At 59.3% G+C, this 19,016-nt stretch carries 18 protein-coding genes; 16 read left to right on the forward strand and 2 right to left on the reverse strand.

Annotated features, from left to right (window positions below):
• Positions 1-127: 127 nt before the first annotated feature.
• From AU175_RS01805 to AU175_RS01840, 8 genes are all read left to right on the forward strand, one after another.
• Complete coding sequence (locus tag AU175_RS01805) at positions 128-1,906, forward strand: PEP-utilizing enzyme (protein WP_066285350.1); 1,779 nt, start codon at positions 128-130, stop codon at positions 1,904-1,906.
• A 479-nt stretch (positions 1,907-2,385) separates the two neighbouring features.
• Positions 2,386-3,357 carry an ABC transporter substrate-binding protein gene (locus tag AU175_RS01810; RefSeq protein WP_066285352.1) on the forward strand — a complete coding sequence of 324 codons (972 nt, stop codon included), beginning with the start codon at positions 2,386-2,388 and terminating at the stop codon, positions 3,355-3,357.
• Between the two features lie 70 nt (positions 3,358-3,427).
• On the forward strand, positions 3,428-4,873 hold the full coding sequence (locus AU175_RS01815) for an aldehyde dehydrogenase family protein (RefSeq protein ID WP_066285356.1): 1,446 nt from the start codon (positions 3,428-3,430) through the stop codon (positions 4,871-4,873).
• Between the two features lie 2 nt (positions 4,874-4,875).
• Positions 4,876-5,667, forward strand: coding sequence for a coniferyl-alcohol dehydrogenase (locus tag AU175_RS01820; RefSeq protein WP_066285358.1), 792 nt, complete (start codon positions 4,876-4,878; stop codon positions 5,665-5,667).
• Positions 5,668-5,736: 69 nt separating this feature from the next.
• Positions 5,737-7,005, forward strand: coding sequence for a cytochrome P450 (locus tag AU175_RS01825; RefSeq protein ID WP_066285360.1), 1,269 nt, complete (start codon positions 5,737-5,739; stop codon positions 7,003-7,005).
• Between the two features lie 32 nt (positions 7,006-7,037).
• Positions 7,038-7,229 carry a ferredoxin gene (locus tag AU175_RS01830; protein ID WP_066285363.1) on the forward strand — a complete coding sequence of 64 codons (192 nt, stop codon included), beginning with the start codon at positions 7,038-7,040 and terminating at the stop codon, positions 7,227-7,229.
• A complete protein-coding gene (locus AU175_RS01835; protein WP_066285365.1) occupies positions 7,226-8,482 on the forward strand; it encodes an NAD(P)/FAD-dependent oxidoreductase in 1,257 nt (418 codons plus the stop codon). The genes AU175_RS01830 and AU175_RS01835 overlap by 4 nt, the downstream gene beginning before the upstream one ends.
• 8 nt (positions 8,483-8,490) lie before the next feature.
• Positions 8,491-8,991, forward strand: coding sequence for an HtaA domain-containing protein (locus tag AU175_RS01840; protein WP_066285366.1), 501 nt, complete (start codon positions 8,491-8,493; stop codon positions 8,989-8,991).
• A 336-nt stretch (positions 8,992-9,327) separates the two neighbouring features.
• On the opposite strand, the gene AU175_RS22680 is transcribed toward AU175_RS01840, so the two are convergent.
• Positions 9,328-10,407, reverse strand: coding sequence for an alcohol dehydrogenase catalytic domain-containing protein (locus tag AU175_RS22680; RefSeq protein WP_066285368.1), 1,080 nt, complete (start codon positions 10,405-10,407; stop codon positions 9,328-9,330).
• Positions 10,408-10,443: 36 nt separating this feature from the next.
• Positions 10,444-11,880 carry an aldehyde dehydrogenase gene (locus AU175_RS01850; protein ID WP_197497008.1) on the reverse strand — a complete coding sequence of 479 codons (1,437 nt, stop codon included), beginning with the start codon at positions 11,878-11,880 and terminating at the stop codon, positions 10,444-10,446.
• A 126-nt stretch (positions 11,881-12,006) separates the two neighbouring features.
• On the opposite strand from AU175_RS01850, the gene AU175_RS01855 reads away from it, so the two are divergent.
• The 8 genes from AU175_RS01855 to AU175_RS01890 all read left to right on the forward strand — a co-directional run bounded on the left by AU175_RS01855 (position 12,007) and on the right by AU175_RS01890 (position 18,525).
• A complete protein-coding gene (locus tag AU175_RS01855; protein WP_197497009.1) occupies positions 12,007-12,423 on the forward strand; it encodes a PEP-utilizing enzyme in 417 nt (138 codons plus the stop codon).
• Complete coding sequence (locus AU175_RS01860) at positions 12,416-13,723, forward strand: hypothetical protein (protein WP_066285375.1); 1,308 nt, start codon at positions 12,416-12,418, stop codon at positions 13,721-13,723. Before AU175_RS01855 ends, AU175_RS01860 begins: the two co-directional genes overlap by 8 nt.
• Before the next feature lie 15 nt (positions 13,724-13,738).
• A complete protein-coding gene (locus AU175_RS01865; RefSeq protein ID WP_066285377.1) occupies positions 13,739-14,941 on the forward strand; it encodes a cytochrome P450 in 1,203 nt (400 codons plus the stop codon).
• Complete coding sequence (locus AU175_RS01870; RefSeq protein ID WP_231938426.1) at positions 14,938-15,165, forward strand: ferredoxin; 228 nt, start codon at positions 14,938-14,940, stop codon at positions 15,163-15,165. Before AU175_RS01865 ends, AU175_RS01870 begins: the two co-directional genes overlap by 4 nt.
• A 232-nt stretch (positions 15,166-15,397) precedes the next feature.
• The gene (locus tag AU175_RS01875) at positions 15,398-15,994 is read left to right on the forward strand and encodes a hypothetical protein (RefSeq protein WP_066285381.1); all 597 of its coding nucleotides are present in this window, start codon (positions 15,398-15,400) and stop codon (positions 15,992-15,994) included.
• A 234-nt stretch (positions 15,995-16,228) separates the two neighbouring features.
• Positions 16,229-16,912: a histidine phosphatase family protein gene (locus AU175_RS21090; protein ID WP_082978959.1), complete on the forward strand. Its 684-nt coding sequence runs from the start codon at positions 16,229-16,231 to the stop codon at positions 16,910-16,912.
• Between the two features lie 402 nt (positions 16,913-17,314).
• The gene (locus AU175_RS01885) at positions 17,315-17,932 is read left to right on the forward strand and encodes a recombinase family protein (protein ID WP_231938427.1); all 618 of its coding nucleotides are present in this window, start codon (positions 17,315-17,317) and stop codon (positions 17,930-17,932) included.
• A 95-nt stretch (positions 17,933-18,027) separates the two neighbouring features.
• Positions 18,028-18,525: a hypothetical protein gene (locus AU175_RS01890; protein ID WP_082978960.1), complete on the forward strand. Its 498-nt coding sequence runs from the start codon at positions 18,028-18,030 to the stop codon at positions 18,523-18,525.
• Positions 18,526-19,016: the final 491 nt, after the last annotated feature.

Genomic DNA, 19,016 nt, shown 5'->3' on the forward strand with positions numbered 1-19,016 from the left:
TGCACTCCATCTAGTAGAAACTTGGACTAACGGTAGAACCATTACCATATATCCCTTCCGTAAATGGTCCAACCCTTGTAGTCTTTTTTTACCGAGTCGGACAATGAAGTTTGTCAAAGGAGATCCAGTGGTTTTGAACGATACCGCCCTTGCTGAGCGCGAGACGAAAATTTTTCCCAGTGACGACATCGTCAGTCCCCGCTTTCCCATCTACACCCGCGCCAACACGGGCGAGGTTTTTACTGTTGCTTCCAGCCCGTTCACGTGGAGCCTCTTTGGCCGGGTGGACTATGAAGGGGGCTTCCGCGACGCCCTTATCCGCATGGGGGCCTTCACGGCTGAGGACTTCAGTGAAGAGGGTCCAGGGCGGTGTGTCTGCGTAGCCTCTTTCGGGGGCTACATCTATATCAGTGTGTCGATTTCGCGCATCCTCGGGGTGCGAGCCCCGGGTATGACCCCGGAGGCCATCGACCAGTCCTTCTTTGGTGAGCACCCGGATGTCCGCCCCTACCGAGCACATCCCGACGACGAGGACGAGGAACGCTCGGCCGCGACGGGTGCGTGGATGAATCAGATCCTTACTGCGCCCGATGCTGATGCCGTGAATCGTGGCCATCGTCAGGCGATCGAGGAGCTCGTCGCCGCACGCCCGGACCTGACGAAGCTCTCCAACACAGACCTCGTTGCCCGTGCCCGGTGGCTTGCTGAGGAACTGCGCCCCGTGTTTGCCACGCACATGGTCAACCTTTACGGTGCCACGATTATCTCCGGGACCATTTCCGCAGGCTGCAGGGCTGCGGGGCGCCCGGATCTCGAATCAAAGGTGATCTCAGGCTTTGGTGACGTAGACTCCGCGCGCCAGTCCTTCGAGCTGTGGTCACTCTCGCGCATTATCCGGTCCTCGCCGACCTTGACGGCGGAGTTCGACAAGGGGCTGGACGGGCTTTCCGACCGGCTTCTGACCCTCTCCGGACCTGACGTCGATGAGTTCTTTGACCGGTGGGACGCCTTCATGCTCGATTGGGGTTTCATCGGTCCAAGCGTGTGGGAACTGCGATCAGCCACATACGGCACAGAGCCGAGCATTGTTTTGCACATGCTCGAAGGTGCCCGCAAAGTAGCAGATGAGGGGTCCCCCCAGACCAGGACCGCGTCATTCATCGACGAACGCGCATCTGCGATTGCAACAGTTATTGCGTTGCTCGAAGGCACAGAGCTCCACGGACCCTTCCAGGCCGCCGCTGCCGCTGCCCAGATTGCCCTGCCCGGCCGGGAAGGATCGAAGGTTCTCTGCACTCGCCTGGTGGATGAGGCCCGCATTACGATGCGGGAGCTAGGCCAGCGCTTCGTCCGCAACGGGCAGTTCGAGAAGTGGACTGACATCCTGTTGCTGCTGGACTCCGAAATTGATGATTTCCTGGCAAATCCCGCGCCTTGGGAAGCCGCTATCTCAGATCGCCGCGCCACCCTGTTGGACCTGGAAGGGCGAACGCCCCCCTTCATCATCGACAGTGAGTACCCTTCCATCGAAGACTTTGTCTCCGAGTCAACGGGAGAACTCGCCAAAGCGACCGTCGGGGAAACACTGACCGGACTTGGCGTTTCGCCGGGAACGCACACTGGATACGTCAAAGTGGTCGAATCAATCGAGGACGACGTGGAAATCGAACCTGGCGACATCCTGGTGGCCAACACCACCGACTCCTCATGGGGCGCGCTCTTCCTCAGCGCCGGCGCGCTGATTGCTCAGACGGGAGCCCCGGTTTCGCACGCGGCGATCGTGTCGCGGGAACTTGGAATTCCAGCCTCCGTCTCCGTGCCGTTCGCCATGCAGCGTCTGGTTACCGGAATGAAGGTGAGCGTCGACGGTAACACCGGCGTGGTCGAGGTCCTCGAAGTACCTTAGGCATGCCGGGAGCCCGGGCTGCACATGCGGTAGCCCGGGCTCCCCTTCGATGTCCTCGCCTTCGTTCCTGACGCGACGAGGAAAACCTGTGATTCTTACCGCTGATGTGCCTTCAGAAGTGTGGCCACGCTTTCTGGACGGCACCCATCATGGAACAACTTGAGGCCAATTCACTCATCCGCCCCTTGAGCCACTACAACAGCGTCGAGCAGCGCGCCCTGTAGTCAACGGCGCGAATCACTAGCGGTGGGGCACCGGTGATCGTCCGGATCATCAACTATCGCAACGCTCTGGGTGCCCCACCGCTTCACCTGTAACGCGAACAAGCTTTATCGCCCCGTTGAGGCCTACCTGCATGTGGTCCTCAAATGCCCGCCCTAGACTCCCTACGTTGACAAAACGGCATGTGAGTTGGACCATATCAATGGAAGGACCATTGATATGGTCCTATTCATGTGAAGAACAGAAAGCAGGGTTCAATGAAGAACAACTACCTCAAGGCGGCATTGGCAGCCCTACTGCTGACTGCCTTGTCCGCTTGCGGAGGCGGGTCAGTCTCAGGTTCAGCAGGGACTACCCAGAATCAGGAAGGCCTGCAAACCCTCCGGGTCGGGTTCGTGCCCGCAGCGTCCGCAGGTGCTCTTCAGCTCGGCATGGATAAGGGCATCTTCGAAAAGCATGGATTCAAGCTCGAACTGACTCAGGGAACTGGCGGCGCGGCTCTTCTGCCAGCGGTCACCTCCGGTTCCTTGGACATCGCCCTGGGCCATCCCCTGGCTGTCTTGACTGCCCAGGACAAGGGCCTGGACATGAGCATCGTTGCAGGCTACGGATACTCGCCTGAAGGCAGGGCAGACAGCAACGGTGTAGTTACCAAGGATGCAAGCATTCAGTCGGCCAAGGACCTGGCCGACAAGACGGTCTCGGTCAACACCATCAAAGGTCCCGGTGATTTGACCATCAAGGAAGCCGTTGCCAAGGATGGCGGTGATCCCAACGCGGTGAAATTCACCGAGATGCCGTTCTCTGATGCCCAGGCACAGCTCGAACGCGGCAATGCCGACGCGATCTGGCTGTCCGAGCCCTTCCTGACAAATGCCGTCAACTCAGGCCTGCGAATCGTGACATCGCCCTACGGCGCAGCGTTGCCGGGCCAGAGTACGCAGCTCGTGTTCACGAGCTCCAGCTGGGCTTCCTCCCACGGCGATGTCATCAAAGAGTTCCGGGCCGCGCTGAAGGAAACCCTGACATACGCCGCCGAGCATGAAGTCGAACTCCGCGCAGTCCTTCCCACATTCATCAAGATGGAAAAAGCCACTGCCGACACGGTTGTGATCGAGGACCTTGATGCCCAGGTGCACACAGACAAGCTTCAGAAGTTCGCCGGATTGATGACCAAGTACGGCTACACCGCATCAGACGTTGACGTCGCGGCGATGGTCGCGGACTAGGCGCCGAACCACTACTCCGGCAATTCGCAATCGAGCTCCAGTGGTGGAGCGGGACGAGAGAGCAGCAGATATGCAATCACTTACAACAACCAGCAGGGGCCCCGACCTGACCAACGGCGCCACCTTCGACGTCGTCAACCCCGCAACCGGTGAAGTGTTCGCCCAAGCCCCGGCCTGTTCTCCGGAACAGCTGGATGCATCAGTACGCGCCGCTGACAAAGCCTTCAGAACGTGGCAGTTGGACGAGGCATACCGCAGGGAACGCCTGGGGGCTGCAGCAGATGCACTCGATGCGCATGCTGACCAGATCGGAAAGGTACTCACCGCGGAACAGGGGAAGCCTCTTGCGGAAGCTGTCGCGGACGTACACCGCTCCGCTGACTGGTTCCGCTACTACCGGGATTTGGAGCTGGAACCTGAATTCCACGAGGAAACCCGGGACGGATACGTGGAAGTTGTCCGCCGACCGCTCGGTGTCGTCGCAGGAATTGTCCCGTGGAACCAGCCTATGCTTCTCGCCGCCTGGAAGGCTGCCCCTGCTCTGCGCGCCGGTAACACCATCATCCTAAAGCCGTCGCCCTACACGCCGCTTACGGCACTGGCCGTCGCCGACGTGCTCAAATCGGTGTTTCCTCCCGGGGTTTTCACTGTTCTGACCGGGCCCAGCCCCCTCGGCGACAAGCTTGCCGCCCACCCCCTGGTCAGAAAGATCAGTTTCACCGGCTCGACTGAGGTCGGCAAGAAGGTTGCGGCCGCGGCAGCGCCTGACCTAAAAAGGGTCACCCTGGAACTCGGCGGCAACGATGCAGCCATCGTGCTCGAGGACGCGGACCCAGCGGCCATCGCCGGCGATCTGTTTTGGGCAGCCTTCAAAAACAACGGTCAAATGTGCGCGCTCATCAAAAGGCTGTACGTCCCCGCACGGCGGTACAACGACTATGTGGAAGCCATCGCCGAGGTTGCCCGCACAGCACGCGTAGGTGACGGAATGAGCGACGGAGTGCAGCTGGGACCGCTCACCACGGCAGCCCAGCTGGCATGGATCAAGGAGCTTGCCGACGAATCCCTGGCCCGCGGAGCCGTTCCAGCTGCCGGCGGCAACCCCATCGACGGCAACGGCTACTTCTTCGAACCTACCGTCCTCACAAACGTCACTGACGGAGACAGGATCGTTGACGAAGAGCAATTCGGTCCCATCCTGCCCATCATGGCGTACAGAGACGAAGACGATGCCATCGCCCGGGCCAATGCCAGCAACTACGGTCTCGGTGGCTCCGTATGGGGAACAGACATAGACCACGCACTCACTGTGGCCCGCCGCCTTGATTCAGGGCAGGCATCCGTGAACAACCACACCCGTGGCATTCGACCGCATCTTCCCTTCGGCGGCTTCAAATGGAGCGGTATCGGGGTGGAAAACGGCCGCTGGGGCTACGAAGCATATACCCAACTCCAAACCTTGGCAGCGCCGCCGCGCCAAGCGCAGAACAACCGAGCAGACAACGAGAGGTCCTAATCATGACATTCAAAGGTAAGCGAATCATCGTCACCGGTGCAGCGTCAGGAATGGGACATGCTACCGCCGTCCAACTCATTGAGGCAGGGGCCGAAGTTGTCAGCCTGGACCGTAACGAACCGACCGCGCCGGTCGCCCGGCACATCCCCATCGACTTGTCGCAGCCAGAGAGTATTGATTCAGTCGTGGCCGAGCTCAGCGGAGGCTGGGATGGTCTCTTGAACGTCGCTGGCGTTCCCGGAGGCAAACTGGAACCGGAGTTCGTCTTCTCCGTCAACTTCCTTGGTTTGCGGCACCTTACCGAAGCGATGGTCGGCAACCTGAACACTGGCGCTTCAGTAGTTAACGTGTCATCCAACGGCGACGTGATGTGGCGTACGCGTAAAGACGTTCATGAAAAGTTGATGGCTACCACATCGTTCGCGGAGGGGCTGGATTGGTACCGGACCAACAAGCCAGAGGGTAAGGCCTACAACTTCTCGAAGGAGGCCACGAGCTACTACACCATGGACCGCGCGATCGCTTTCGCCCAGGCAAAGTTGCGGATTAACGCGGTGTGCCCCGGGATGACGAACACGCCCCTCATTAACCACTTCACTGAAGTTATGGGTGAGGAGCGAGTAGACCGGATCAAGCGGCTGATCGGTGGCTTCGCGGAGCCGTCCGACATCGCCGAAGTCATCATTTTTCTGGCTTCCGATGCTGCCCGTTTCGTCAACGGCCAGCTCATCAACGTCGATGGAGGTCTGAAGGCCGGCATGGAAACGGGGGACGTCCCGCTTCCCGGCTACTAAAGGATCCGGCCTCAGGGCAGTTGCCCGTAAACAAACTCGACTCCGACAACCGAGATAAGGAAACCAGAAATGGCCATACTCGCCAAAAAGGCGTTTACTGAGCACGAATACACCACCGACCTGGACATTTCCTCAGCGAAGTTCTGGTCGCAGACCTTCAACGAGCGGGAGGGTACGTTCGCCAAGCTGCGCAAGGAAGCGCCGGTCAGTTTCAACCGGCCGACCGAGATTCCGGCTCAGCATGAAGAAAAAGGATTCTGGGCGATCACGAAAGCAGATGACCTCGCTGAGGCCGCCAAGATGAATGACGTGTTCCTCTCCGGTCAAGGACTCCATATGGACCCCTACCCGTGGGATGGATCTACGTCCAGCTTCTTTCATACCCAGGACGGGGAACTTCACCAGAAGAACCGGTCGCTGGTCAGTTCGGCATTCACGCCCAAGCAGGTGGGTAAGCTCGTCGACCAGATCCATGCAAATGCCACATCCATAGTGGATGATGTTGCCGGAGCCGGCGATGTTGATTTCGTGACCACCGTCGCTGAGCGACTCCCTGGCATTACTGGGGCCCGCCTTATCGGGGTTCCAGCCACCGAGTTGGACAATTTCATGCGGGCCTCCGGCCAGCTCATTGGCAAGGCCGATCCCGAACTGGGGAATCCGAAGGACCCGATGAAGGCCTTCAAGGAGGCTCGTGAGTACGTCTTCGAATTAGGCCGCAGCCTGGCAGCTGACAGGCGGAAGAATCCCGGCGATGACCTGATCACAAACCTCGTAAGGGCAGAACAGAACGGTCAGAGTCTTTCCGACGATGACATTGGGGGCTTCGCCTACCTCATTACCATCGCCGCGAATGACACGACGAAGCAGACTACCACCCTCACCATGATGGCACTGGACGCCAACCCGGATCAGAAGGACTGGCTCATGGAGGACTTCAACGGGCGCATCACGACGGCGACCAATGAGTTCCTGCGCTACGCAAGCCCGGTGATCCACCACGGCCGGACAGTTTCGCGCGATGTTGAGTTCCGCGGACAGCACATGGCGAAGGGAGACAAAGCAGTCCTTTTCTACTGCTCCGCGAACCGCGATGAGGAACGCTTCGCTGACCCGATGAAGTTTGACTTGTCCCGGAACCCGAATCCGCATGTTTCCTTCGGCGGCGGCGGCGTGCATTTCTGCCTCGGTAACAGGTTCGCCACCACAATGCTGAAGGCGATCTTCGGAGAGTTGCTTCAGCGGACCACGGTCACCGTCACCGGTGAACCGGAATACCTGGTCAGCAACCTCATCCACGGCGTCCGGCACCTGCCGGTCCACATCGCCGCGGTCTAGCTATAAAGTTACGCATCCCAAGGAGGGATACCATGAAAATCGTTGTCGATAGAATCAAATGCGTCGGACTCGGACTATGCGAGGCGGCGGCTCCTACCCACTTCGAAGTCGGCGACGACGGCCAGTTGATCGTGCTGCGGGAAACCGTGGACGAGCAGGATCTGGCCCAGGCCGAAGAAGCTGTCCGCTCTTGCCCCACCAGCGCCCTGAAGCTGATCTCATGAGCGCCCCCGTGGTGTCGAAGCGGCTGGTCATTGTCGGAGCCTCCTTGGCGGGGCTGAGGGCGGCCGAGGGCGCCCGGGCCAGTGGCTTTACCGGAGAGATAGTTCTCATCGGGGCCGAGGAACACCTGCCCTATGATCGTCCGCCGCTGTCCAAGCAGTACCTGGGCGACGCGGAAATTCCCTACCTGCGCGATCCTGACTCCTACGTCCATGAACTCAACGTCAGGGCGGTCCTGGGCAACCCGGTTACGGCATTGAGGCCCGACGAAAAGGCCGTCGTGGTCAATGGGGAGTCAATCTCGTACGACTCCCTTGTCATCGCTACCGGTGCTGCTCCCCGCGAATTGCCCGGCTACTCCGAAATCCCCGGTGTGGTGACTCTCCGTAATCTGGAAGACACTCACTCTTTGCGGCGGGCGTTGGATGCTACCCACAACATCACCATTGTGGGTGCGGGAATTATCGGTGCTGAAATCGCGACGGCGGCCCGCAAACGTGGTTGCGAGGTAACCGTTATTGAAGCAACCCACTACCCCCTGGAGCGGGCGGTAGGCCGGGAAATGGGGCTGGTGCTGTCCCAGATGCACCCCAGAAACGGCACCGACCTCCGCTGCGGAGTAACTTTGGCTGAACTGCGCACTGAAGGTGAGGGTGGAAAGGTTTCATCTGTTGTCCTAAGTGACGGCAGCGAAATCAAAACTGACCTGCTGCTCGTTTCCATCGGCGTTGTACCCACCACCTCCTGGCTCAAAGATTCCGGTATAGAACTTCACCCTGACGGCAGCATCGCCTGCGACGAGTACCTGAAGACGTCACTGGACGATGTCTACGCTGCTGGTGACGCCATCAGCTGGCCCAACGCCCATACCGGGCGGACGGGACGACTCGAGACATGGACCAGCGCGAACGAACAGGGCGCTATCGCCGGGCGAAACGCCGCAGGCGTTGAAGACGCCCTTGCCTACTCGACCGTGCCGTACTTCTGGAGCGACTGGTACGGCCACCGGATCCAGTTCGCCGGCACAGCACACGATGCAGAACCCGAAGTGGTGATCGGAGGGTACGAGGAGGAAAAGTTCGTCGTTCTCTACCGGTCCGGTGACCACGTCGTTGGAGCCCTTGCTGTCAACGAACCGGCCAAAATCATGAAGGACCGCCGCCGTATCCAACAACGTTCCACCTGGGCTGAAGCGGTGGAACACTATAAGGAACTGGGCCGGAAACTGGCCCTGATCCAGCAGGAAACGGTCTAGGGGCACCAATGATTGAAGATGCTGCTGCCAAGCTTCAGGGAGAACTGCGGTGGAACATCAAGAGCCGCTTCCGCGAATATGTCCGCTCCCTTCCCGACGGTGCGGAACGGTGGATAAGCGGTCCCGGCGGCATCGAACCGGAATCAATAGCCTTTGGCTTGGACAGCGCCTCATCCTTTGATTCCCGGTCCGGGCTGGGCATCCTGAAGTTCGCCGGAAGTATTCGCTTCGAGGGATACCATGGAGCGCTACGGGTCGATATCTCAGACCCGTGGATCGAAATTGAAGGTGAAAAAACCCAACTGACGGTGAACCGATCCCCACAGGGACTTAGCCCCAGCCGGGTGGCAATTGCAATAGCCAGCACACTGCCGGCCTCAACATCCGCGGATCGATTGACCTGGGAGGACGTGCCGACCGCACTGACCCAGCACGGGTCCACGCTGCTTGGGGGAGTTTACCCGCCCGGCTCCGAGGCAGATCCTTGCAGCTTCTGGGTCTCCACATAAGAACTTCCAGACACAGGCCGCCAGTACCGTTCCCGGGTCCTGGCGGCTTTGTCGTGCGCAAAACGTCTTCAGGGGAGTTTGGCAGTGACCGGACGGCATCTTCCCGGGAAGCCGGCATTCAGAACACTACGCAGAGTGCCCTCTTACTGCGAACCAAACCTCCGGCCACAGGCACCGCCTGGAGCCACTCCTGGCCGTGGCTGCACCCGGTTAGCTGGCCGATGCCCAACCAATGACCGAAGGGTCCAGAGGCCATGTGCTCAATGGCAAACAGAAAGCCGGGATGCAGGCCGTCAATACTGGCAGCCGTGCATCCCGGCTTGGTACGGAAAAGTTTTAGTTTCCCGGCGTAAGGATCGTCCTTACAACACTTCCGGACTGCTGGGCTGTGACGACCTCGTTGATGTCCGCCAGTCCCGCTGTTCCGCTGATCAGCCGTTCGATCGGGAGCCGGCCATTACGCCACAGTCCCACGAGCATCGGCAGGTCCCGGTGCATGCTGATGCCGCCGTGGAAGCTGCCAGTGAGCTTCTTGTCGTCGTGGAACAGCTCGTATGCCGGGATTTCCACGACCTGGTCAGGGCGGCCAGCCCCAACTACTGTGACAGTCCCGCCGCGGCGGACCGCCTTCCAGGCTGCGAGGACCGTTGCCGGGGCACCTACAGCATCGATAACGATGTCCATGTCTGAAATCGAAGATGAGAACTCTTCGAAACTGGCGGAAGCAGTTGCACGCAATGACAACGCAAGCTCGCGCCGGGATGCCATGGGGTCGACAGCCACCACGCGGGCCGCTCCGGCCACGACCGCGCCCATCACGGCGTTGAGTCCGACGGCGCCACAGCCGATGACGACGACGTCGTCTCCAGGCTGGACCTTTGCGCTCCGCAGGGCGGCACCAACACCGGTTGGCACAGCGCATCCCATCATTGCTGCCACTTCGAACGGAACATCGTCATCGATGCGTACCACTGCATTCGCCGGAACGACTGTCTGTTCCGCAAACGTTGAAGTGCCCATTCCTTGATGGACCAACTTGTCACCCACACTCAAGGGAGAGAAGACACGCCCGTTGCCCGCCCTCATATCCGCAGAGGAGCGGCGGTTGGCGCACAGGTAGTCATCACCGCGGCGACAGGGAGCACACCGGCCGCAAGGGGGAACCCAGACAATCACAACGTGATCGCCGACGGATATGGTGTCGACACCGTCACCTGTGGCGGTTACGACACCTGCACCCTCATGGCCCAAGACAACGGGAGTGGGCTGTCCGAACTTAGTTGTCAGCGACAGGTCGGACGCGCAGATTCCGCACGCCCGCAGCTCAACGGATACCTGCCCGGGGCCGGGTTGAGATATCTCGATATCCCTGACTTCAAAGGGGGTGCCCGCTTCCCACATGACTGCAGCTTTCATGAGTCTCTCTTCCTAGTCTCTTCGGTCATCGAAGGATCAGTTTGGGAAATGAATCGATGTGTATGTGAGGTACTGAGACAGGCCTTCAGGCCCAAATTCGGTGCCAAGCCCGCTCGCCTTGTGGCCACTGAAAGGTGCTGCGGCGTTTGAACCGTAGTGATTGATCCCCACGTTTCCGGTGTCCAGCCTGTCCGCAACATTGCGGGCACGGTCTATGTCGGCACCGAAGACTGTGGCGGCAAGGCCAAAGGGTGAATCGTTGGCGATTGCGACGGCTTCATCCACGTCCGAGTAGGGAATCACCGCCAGGACGGGACCGAAGATCTCCTCCTGAGCAATGCGCATGCCTGGGGTGACATCCCGGAACACCGTGGGTTCAACGTAAAAGCCCCGCTGCAGTCCTGCGGGCAGGCCCCCGCCTACAACCGCCTTGGCACCTTCAGCTGCACCGATCTCCATGTAGCCCAAGACCCGCTGGCGCTGACGCTCAGAGACGAGGGGCCCAAAGAAGGTGGCCGGATCGAACGGGTCACCGAGCGGAGCACTTGAAACCACTTCAGCCACCAATTCAAGGAGCTCATCATGGCGGTGCGCCGGGAGCAGCAACCGAGTGCAGGCTTTGCAGGTCTGTCCTGTATTGCGCATGGAAACCTTGAGGATGTTCGCAGCCAGAACTGACGTATCGACATCGTCCAGGACAATCGCAGGAGATTTGCCTCCCAGTTCCAAAGTGGCCGGACGCAGCAAGCGGCCGCAGGAGGCACCGATCATCCGGCCCACATCAGTGGATCCCGTGAAGGAAATCTTGTCGACGCGAGGATGCTCAACAAGAGCCGATCCTGCCTCCGCGGAACCTGTCACCATGTTCACAACTCCGGGCGGAAAGCCCGTCGCCTCAATGGCTTCCATCAGCATCCGGGCAGCCATGGGAGTCTCCGGAGCAGGTTTCAGGACTACCGTGCAGCCCGCCAGCAACGCAGGCCCCAGTTTGACGATGATCAGGCCCAGCGGAAAGTTCCAGGGTGTAATAAGCCCCGCAACTCCCAGAGGGTGCCGCCGCACCAGAGACGAACCCGACGACAGTGGGTTCGAACGCTTGTCTTCCTCCGTCAGGAGATGCGCAAGGCTGGCCACCTCACGCAGATGAGCCGCTCCATACCCAGGCGCAGACCGTGTTTCGGAAATGGGTGTGCCATTCTCCGTGGTAATACAATTACTTAGAGCATCCGAGCGGGCATCAATCTGATCCGCCAGTAGGCGAAGCATGCCAGCGCGCTCTTCAGCGGGCGTCGCTGCCCAGCCAGGGAAGGCCCTGCGCGCGGCTGCCACGGCATTATCTATATCTTCTGTGTTCCCGTCGGGAACGTTTGCCCAGATTTCTCCTGTGGCAGGATTGAAAATGGGACTGCGGCGTTCAGATTTGGACGGCCGCCAGCGGCCATCGATGTAAACGTCGTCGTGTAGTTCGATCACGAGCAGGAACCCCCTTGACAGGCATGTTGGTTACGTCACATCATACATAAAGAGTTGGTCCAAATAAATGGTAGGACATAAACTCATCTAGAGTTCCTTTCGCTACAGCCAATGGAGGCACAAAGCATGTCGCAAGACAAGATGATCGGCACAGGAGTCAAGGCCTTTACCTCGGAGAAGGGGGCGACCGGAACGATACGATTCCTTGACTCTCCCGAAGAGGTGCTGGACTTCATTGACGGCCCAGATGTGGAGTCCACCGTGGTGATTTCCCGTGGTGGAACCACGACTTTCATGTCTCCTGCCCTGATGTCGGGCGTAGCAGGACTTATAACTCTCCAGGGAGCCCCGGAAAGTCACTTGGGCATACTTTCCCGCGAATTCGGGATCCCATGCGTCATGTCCACGAACTTCTCTGAAGGTGTCTCGACCTCCCGCGGAGAGACGATTCCCGCCGATGGAACGACCGTGCGGCTGGATATAGCTGGTGCTGAAGGTCGGATTTTCCTGGTCAACGCAGCTGGGAGTGCGGCAAATGTCTGAGACCATCGACGTCCAAAAGTACCTGTCCGCTTGGCTGGGAGAAGTCCCTCAGGGTATAGAAGGCGACAAGCAGATGCGCGCCCGCGTGGAGGTGCCTTTCATGGACACCACGGATGAGAACGTTCGCCGTGACAAGCTGACGGTCCCGGAGATCAACAGCTGGCTGGACTACGCGGGCTGGAACTTGTTTGACTTTATTCTTGGCCGGGCGTCCGAAGGAGAATCAGGGCTTATTCCACGCCAGGAGTACGAGACCATTTCTTTCGTCCAGCAGTGGAACAACTACCCACGCTTCATCCGGAGGCTCACCGAAGAAATCGGCGTCGACGGGCTCTTGGATTTGGCCAAGACCTCGAGCCGAGAAATCGGGACCAAGGTCAACGTCACCCGCAACTGGGCTGCCTCTGTATGCCCCATCCTTGGTCGCGGTATCAGCATTGAGTTGGGCCAGCAATCGCCAGATGAACGCCGAGAGGACCTGGAAACCATCATCCAGTTCGGCCGGCGCCTACAGCACGGCACATGGAATGGTGGAAGTGGCTTCGTCTCTGGCCGCCAGTACACCGTGCCTACACTGGCTCCGGAGGTGCTCCAGCAGCTGGTGGACCAAGTTAGGCCACTTCAGGATCCGGAAGCCCTTGCCGCCTTCCGTAAGTTCAACGCGCGCACAGAACTCTTCGGGTTCATGCTCCACTACGATTGCCGGGCCGGGATGGCGGACACCGGACCGTATCCCCTCCCAGACGGACGCTTCGCCATCGTCCGCGACCACTTCCTCAACGAAACGGCATACCCGTGGGCAGGAGTGGCAGCGGGCCTCCCCTACGCTGTCACGCAGGTTATGATCTTCCCCTCCGACAAGGTCACGGCAACCGTCAACGAGATCCAGACCACCTTCTCCCAACCGTCGAACTACCTCGACTACCTGGAAGGGGCCGTCATTTTCGCCCGCGACAAGATCGACACCCCCATGAGTGAAATCCGGGTGCTCGAAAATGACGAAATGGAGCGCATTTCCGCTCAGTGCCAGAAAGGCACCATGGAGATGTACAAGGTCCTCTCTAAGAAGTCGAAGGAAGAAAAAATCCGGGACGGAGTCATGGTTTACACCCGAGAGTTCCTCCTCCCCCATGCCTCAAAGGTGGGCTTATGGGAAAAGTTCAAAGAGGAGGGTTTCGACACACTCCATCCCCATGCCGAAGCAGCCTGGCCGGCGCTCACAAGCGAACGTGCCGCGGAAATTCTCACCCCTGTTTTGCTTTTCGGGGCAGGATTTCCTCACGTCTCAAACGCAAGCTAGAAAAGAAGGAACGCCATGACCGCAACCAGGCCCGAGTCTGATATCGACCTGATGGATCTCGGCCCGTTCATCGACGGCGCCGAAAACGCACTCCTGTCCAGACTTCGGGAGTCCGAACCGATGCACTGGAACCCTGAGAAAGATGGGCCAGGATTCTGGTCCATCACCAGATACGCTGACATCCTTGAAATCGTGAATGATCCGACCACCTTCATCAACGGCGACGGTACACAGATCCTCAGCCGGAAAGTGGAGGGAGGGACCAGCACGGTACACAACACCGACCCGCCCCGCCACGGTAAGCTCCGTAAAATCGTCACACCCCACCTGCGGGCCGTAAAAATTACGGAATGGCAAGACGTCATTGACCAGACCGTGGACGAAATTCTTGACTCCATAGAGGGTCAGGAAGAGATCGAGCTGGTCCATACCGTAGCCGCGCTGTTGCCCATCCGGGTACTTGGCCAGGTTCTCGGTGTCCCCGGCGAAGACTGTGGGCTGCTCCTCGACTGGACCAACCGCGTGATTTCGGATGACCCGGAGTTCATTACAGGCCCAGACGAAAAGGAACGGGCGCGTGACGAACTCTTCGAATACTTCCGCAAACTGACCGAAGAGCGCCGGGCAGAGCCCCGCAACGACATCGTCTCGAAACTTATTGCGGCGAAAATCGATGATGAGCCCCTCAGCTGGGAAGACCTTGCCGCCTACTACTTTGTTCTAGTAGGGGCAGGCAATGAGACCACACGCAATCTCATCACCGGCTCAGTTCTCGCTTTCGACGAATTTCCTGACCAGTGGAACGCCCTCGTGAATGACCACGCACTGATCCGGCCCGCGATCGAAGAGATGCTGCGGTACGTCACGCCCATTCGCGCGATGCGTCGAACAGCCACCAAGGACGTGGAGTTCCGCGGACAAACCATCAAGAAGGGCGACAAAGTTGTCCTCTGGTTCCAGGCGGCAAACAGGGATCCCGAGGTCTTCGAGAACCCCCAGGAGGTGCAGATCAACCGCTTCCCCAATGACCACATGGGATTCGGTTGGGGAATCCACGCCTGCATGGGATCACACCTTGCTCGAGCGGAAGTGAAAACCTTCCTGGAGAAGGTGCTGAAGCGTGGCATTCGCTTCCGCCCCCTCAGTGAGCCGGACCGGCTGCACACCAACCAGTTCCACGCGTTCAAGCGCCTTCAGGTAGCCGTGGAAAAGTCATGACAATTACATCAGTAAGGAATGGAGAAGCGATGAAAGTGGAAGTGGACTGGGACCTCTGCGAGGCCCACGGGCAATGTGAGTTCGCCGCACCGGACGTTTTCACGATCAATGATGAGGGTGACCTCGATGTCCTCATCGAAGGAGAAATCCCGGAAAGCCAACGCGCCGCTGTTGAACAAGCCGTTCGGCGATGCCCAACCCAGGCCCTCAGGATCCAGGGCTAACCCGCTCACCAGGACAACCCCTGTGCCGATAGTGGCACGAATGCAGCTGCACGAACGCTGCCCCGCATCAAGCGCGTATGCACCCAGATAGCCCAGGTGCATACGCGCTGACCCTAAAATTAAAACCCGACGGATTACCGTTTCTCGTCTGAAACAGATTCGTCCGGGGCCGCTCCTAATAGCAAATGTCGTGTCCACCAACAGTAAGCACGACCGAACCAATGGAGGTTCCTTGTCCATCAACGTCGAAGCCGACGAATACAGCATTCTTCACGCGCTGAAAGTACGAGGATTCACCGAAGCGCAACCTCTCAGCGAGAGCACCGGCCTGACCACCGCAGAGGTCGAAAAGATCCTGGCAAAAGCCGTGGAGGATGGATATGTAAAGCACCGCACCGGTCGAATCACTGGGTACCTGCTGACATCAGATGGAAGGGCGCGTCACGCCAAGCTGCGGGCCGATGTCCTGACGGCGGATGAAATTTCGGCGCTTGAGCCTGCCTATGAGTCTTTCCTTGCCCCCAACAAGGAATTCAAGGCCGTGACCACCGACTGGCAACTTGTTGCTGCAGGAGATATTGGCATGGTGTTGCCCCGCCTCACCACGGTCCATGAACAGTTGTCCTCCGTTCTCACCTCCGCTTCCTCGGCCATGAAAAGATTTGCGTACTACCAACCCAGGTTTGATCGCGCCTTCGACGCCTTCAGCAACGGCGACGGCAAGGCCCTCGCAGCCCCCATGACTGACTCCTATCACGATGTCTGGATGGAACTCCACGAAGACCTTCTCACCACGCTGGGCCATGAAAGAACCGACAAAGACGAATGAGGGGGTTTGGCGCTGTCAAGCACTGGAACCATGCGGTGAAACCTTGCCGAACCACGTGTGCTGAATGAGCAACTAGACGTCCGGCTAGGACCCAGCCGAACGTCTAGTCCTTTGTCCTAGGCGTCCGGTTTCTCATACTCAACCTCTACGCAGACAAACGCACACGATCCTTACGCTCGCCTGCAGCCTGGTCTTGACCTGGCGACTGGACAATACACTCCTGAGGACTGACCTATGCCTGCAGCGCAACTTCTACTTCTCCGACACGCCCAGACTCCCTCCAACGTCCTTGGCCTCCTCGACAGCCGCATTCCAGGACCTGGCCTCACGGACCTCGGTCGCGAACAGGCCGCGGCGGTCCCGGGCGCGCTCAAAACTTATCCAGTCAGCAGCGTCACAGCATCATCAATGGTGCGTACGGTGCAAACCGGTGAGCCGCTCGCGGATGAACGATTTCTCACCCTCGCTGTCGAGCACGGGGTGCACGAGATCCTCGCCGGAGACATGGAAATGGCCGCGGGAGAAGAAGCTCTGGCCCGCTACGTCAAGATCGCCTGGGGTTGGGCGGCAGGCGACCTTAGCCCTCGTATGCCGGGAGCCGAAAACGGGCGTGAATTCTTCGAACGTTTTGACGACGTTGTCGACCGAGTGACGAGTCGAGACGAGCAACTTCCCGTCATCGTCAGCCATGGAGCATCAATTCGCGTCTGGGCCGGGCTGCGCTGCCAAAACGTATCTGATAGTTTCGCGGCTGACGCTGAACTGCACAACACTGGTAGCGCGCTTGTTGAGCGGTCCGTCAGCGGAAAATGGAAGCTCCTGATGTGGAATGCTGGCCCCGAGGGCGGCGCTGCATCACACAGCCTAAGTCGTAAAGATGGGCCGACCGGATCCCTCACTGAGCAAGACCTACGTTAGAGCACAAGTTGTCCGCTTGAGGGGGATTCAATTTCCAGTGTGCGATCACCGTGGTCCGTTATGCGAGGTGGATCAACAAGCGCACCGAACCACCGCCGGTTCAGGTGCCCTGTCCGAAGCCGCCCAAGGCGTGGGATATTCCCCCACTGGCGCACGCATCTGCTGTTCGGGGTTCTCGCCACCTCGCCGGCTACTGGATAGCACCTTGCTCTGCACGGGGAATATCTGCTGGCACTTACGGACGGGTCCTGTTGGCTAACCAGCCGCGGAGTACCTGGCTCATGGATGGGGAGGTTGTCCGGTTAGGCACACCCAAATCTGACAAACTTCCGTACTCGTCTTGACTTCTTTCTGAGACAGGTCTAGAACTCAACCTGACGGGTTCAGGGTTGGAGGCATTACGTGGCTGGACGGCGGATCGGGTACGTGCGTGTAAGCACTCTGGATCTGAACGAGAAACGTCAGCTTGAAGGCCAGGTTTTGGACCGGGTCTTCACGGACAAGGCCTCAGGCAGGGACACTTCCAGGCCAGAACTGACCGAGCTGTTGCAGTTCGCACGCGACGGCGACACCGTGGTGGCGCACAGCATGGACCGGCTCGCCCGAAACCTCGATGACCTGCGCGCCCTCGTCCAGGGCCTCACTCGCAAGGGAGTGCGGGTGGAGTTCGTCAAGGAGAGCCTAGTCTTCACCGGTGAAGACTCCCCCATGGCCAACCTCATGCTCTCGGGCATGGGTGCGTTTGCCGAATTCGAACGTTCCCTCATCAGGGAACGCCAGCGTGAAGGCATCGCCTTGGCCAAGCAGCGCGGCGCCTACAAAGGACGGAAAAAGACCCTCACGCCGGAACGGGCCGCCGAGTTGGTCAAGCGGGCCGGCAGCGGCGTTTCGAAAGTCGTTCTCGCCCGTGACTACGGAATCAGTCGCGAGACTGTCTACCAGTACCTGCGCCAAGCTCATTGGGGGTACCACCCTCCCCCACCGCGGCCGCTTTGCGGGAGACGAGCACGGCCAGCTTAAGACAATCCTGATTTCTTCGGGGTCTCAGGGCGGCGGCCCGTCGTCGAGGACGGACTATGGGCGGGGCAGTCGGACCGGGTAGGTAGAGTTCAACAGTGACATCGCTGATCCCCGCCCGAGCACACGTATTCGTTGACGAGTCCAAATCCAAGGCCTATTACGTTGTCGCTTCCGTAATAGCACCGGCGGACGTCAGTGTGGCAAGGAAGGCGGTCGCTGCCTTGAACCGTGCAGGTCAGCGCAGAATCCATTTCAAGAGTGAAAGCGATGCTTCACGGAAGGCCTTCCTGAAAGGTGCAATCGAAGCCGGATTTACAACTCGCGTGTATGCTGCTATGAACCTGCCGGACAAGGTAGCCCGTCCCCTGTGCCTGCGGTATCTCCTCAAGGACCTCACTTCCGCTGGTGCAGCTCGATTGGTCTTGGAAAGCGACGCATCCCTCGAAAAGGCGGACCGCCGGGTCATCGCTTCGTATCTCGCTTCCGTCAATGCAACGGGCAAGCTGGAATACGGACACCGTCGGCCCCACGAGGAACCCCTGCTGTGGGTCAGTGACGCAGTCGCTTGGTGCCACCAGAAAGGTGGAGATTGAATCAGGTTAGCGAGTCCACTCGTCCAGGAAGTCGTGGACTGCGTCGATTAACAGACGCGGGCCCGGCTCGTCATACCATCCGGAAGACTGCCAGGCCCACTTCGCAGAGCTAATGCCCTTTGCACACTTCACTCTATATGGCACGAATCGTGCAAACAAGCGCGAGCCGCATCCGTCCCCAACCACTCCTTACCGGTCTTCCCTCGTCTGCCCTTAGGGCTAGACGCAAGGGAAGAACCATCACCGAATCGGGTGCGCGATTAGATACGACAGCTGGCACCCCGCCGTAGTTATCGCTTGGTTGACGGAATATCAATTATCGGGCTCTTGAGTGGGACGAGTAGAAGTAGCTGAGAGAACTCCCGTCCCATGACAAATCCGGCGTTTCCGCAGGTCAGCCACCTTTGCTGCAGGTACCGTCCCTGCTGGGCGCCACTCTGGCCGCCGTCGGCCAGGTGCGAAACCCCGAGCAGACAGCGGCCCTCTGCCTC

The organism is Arthrobacter sp. B6 (assembly GCF_001663775.1).
Lineage (GTDB): Bacteria > Actinomycetota > Actinomycetes > Actinomycetales > Micrococcaceae > Arthrobacter.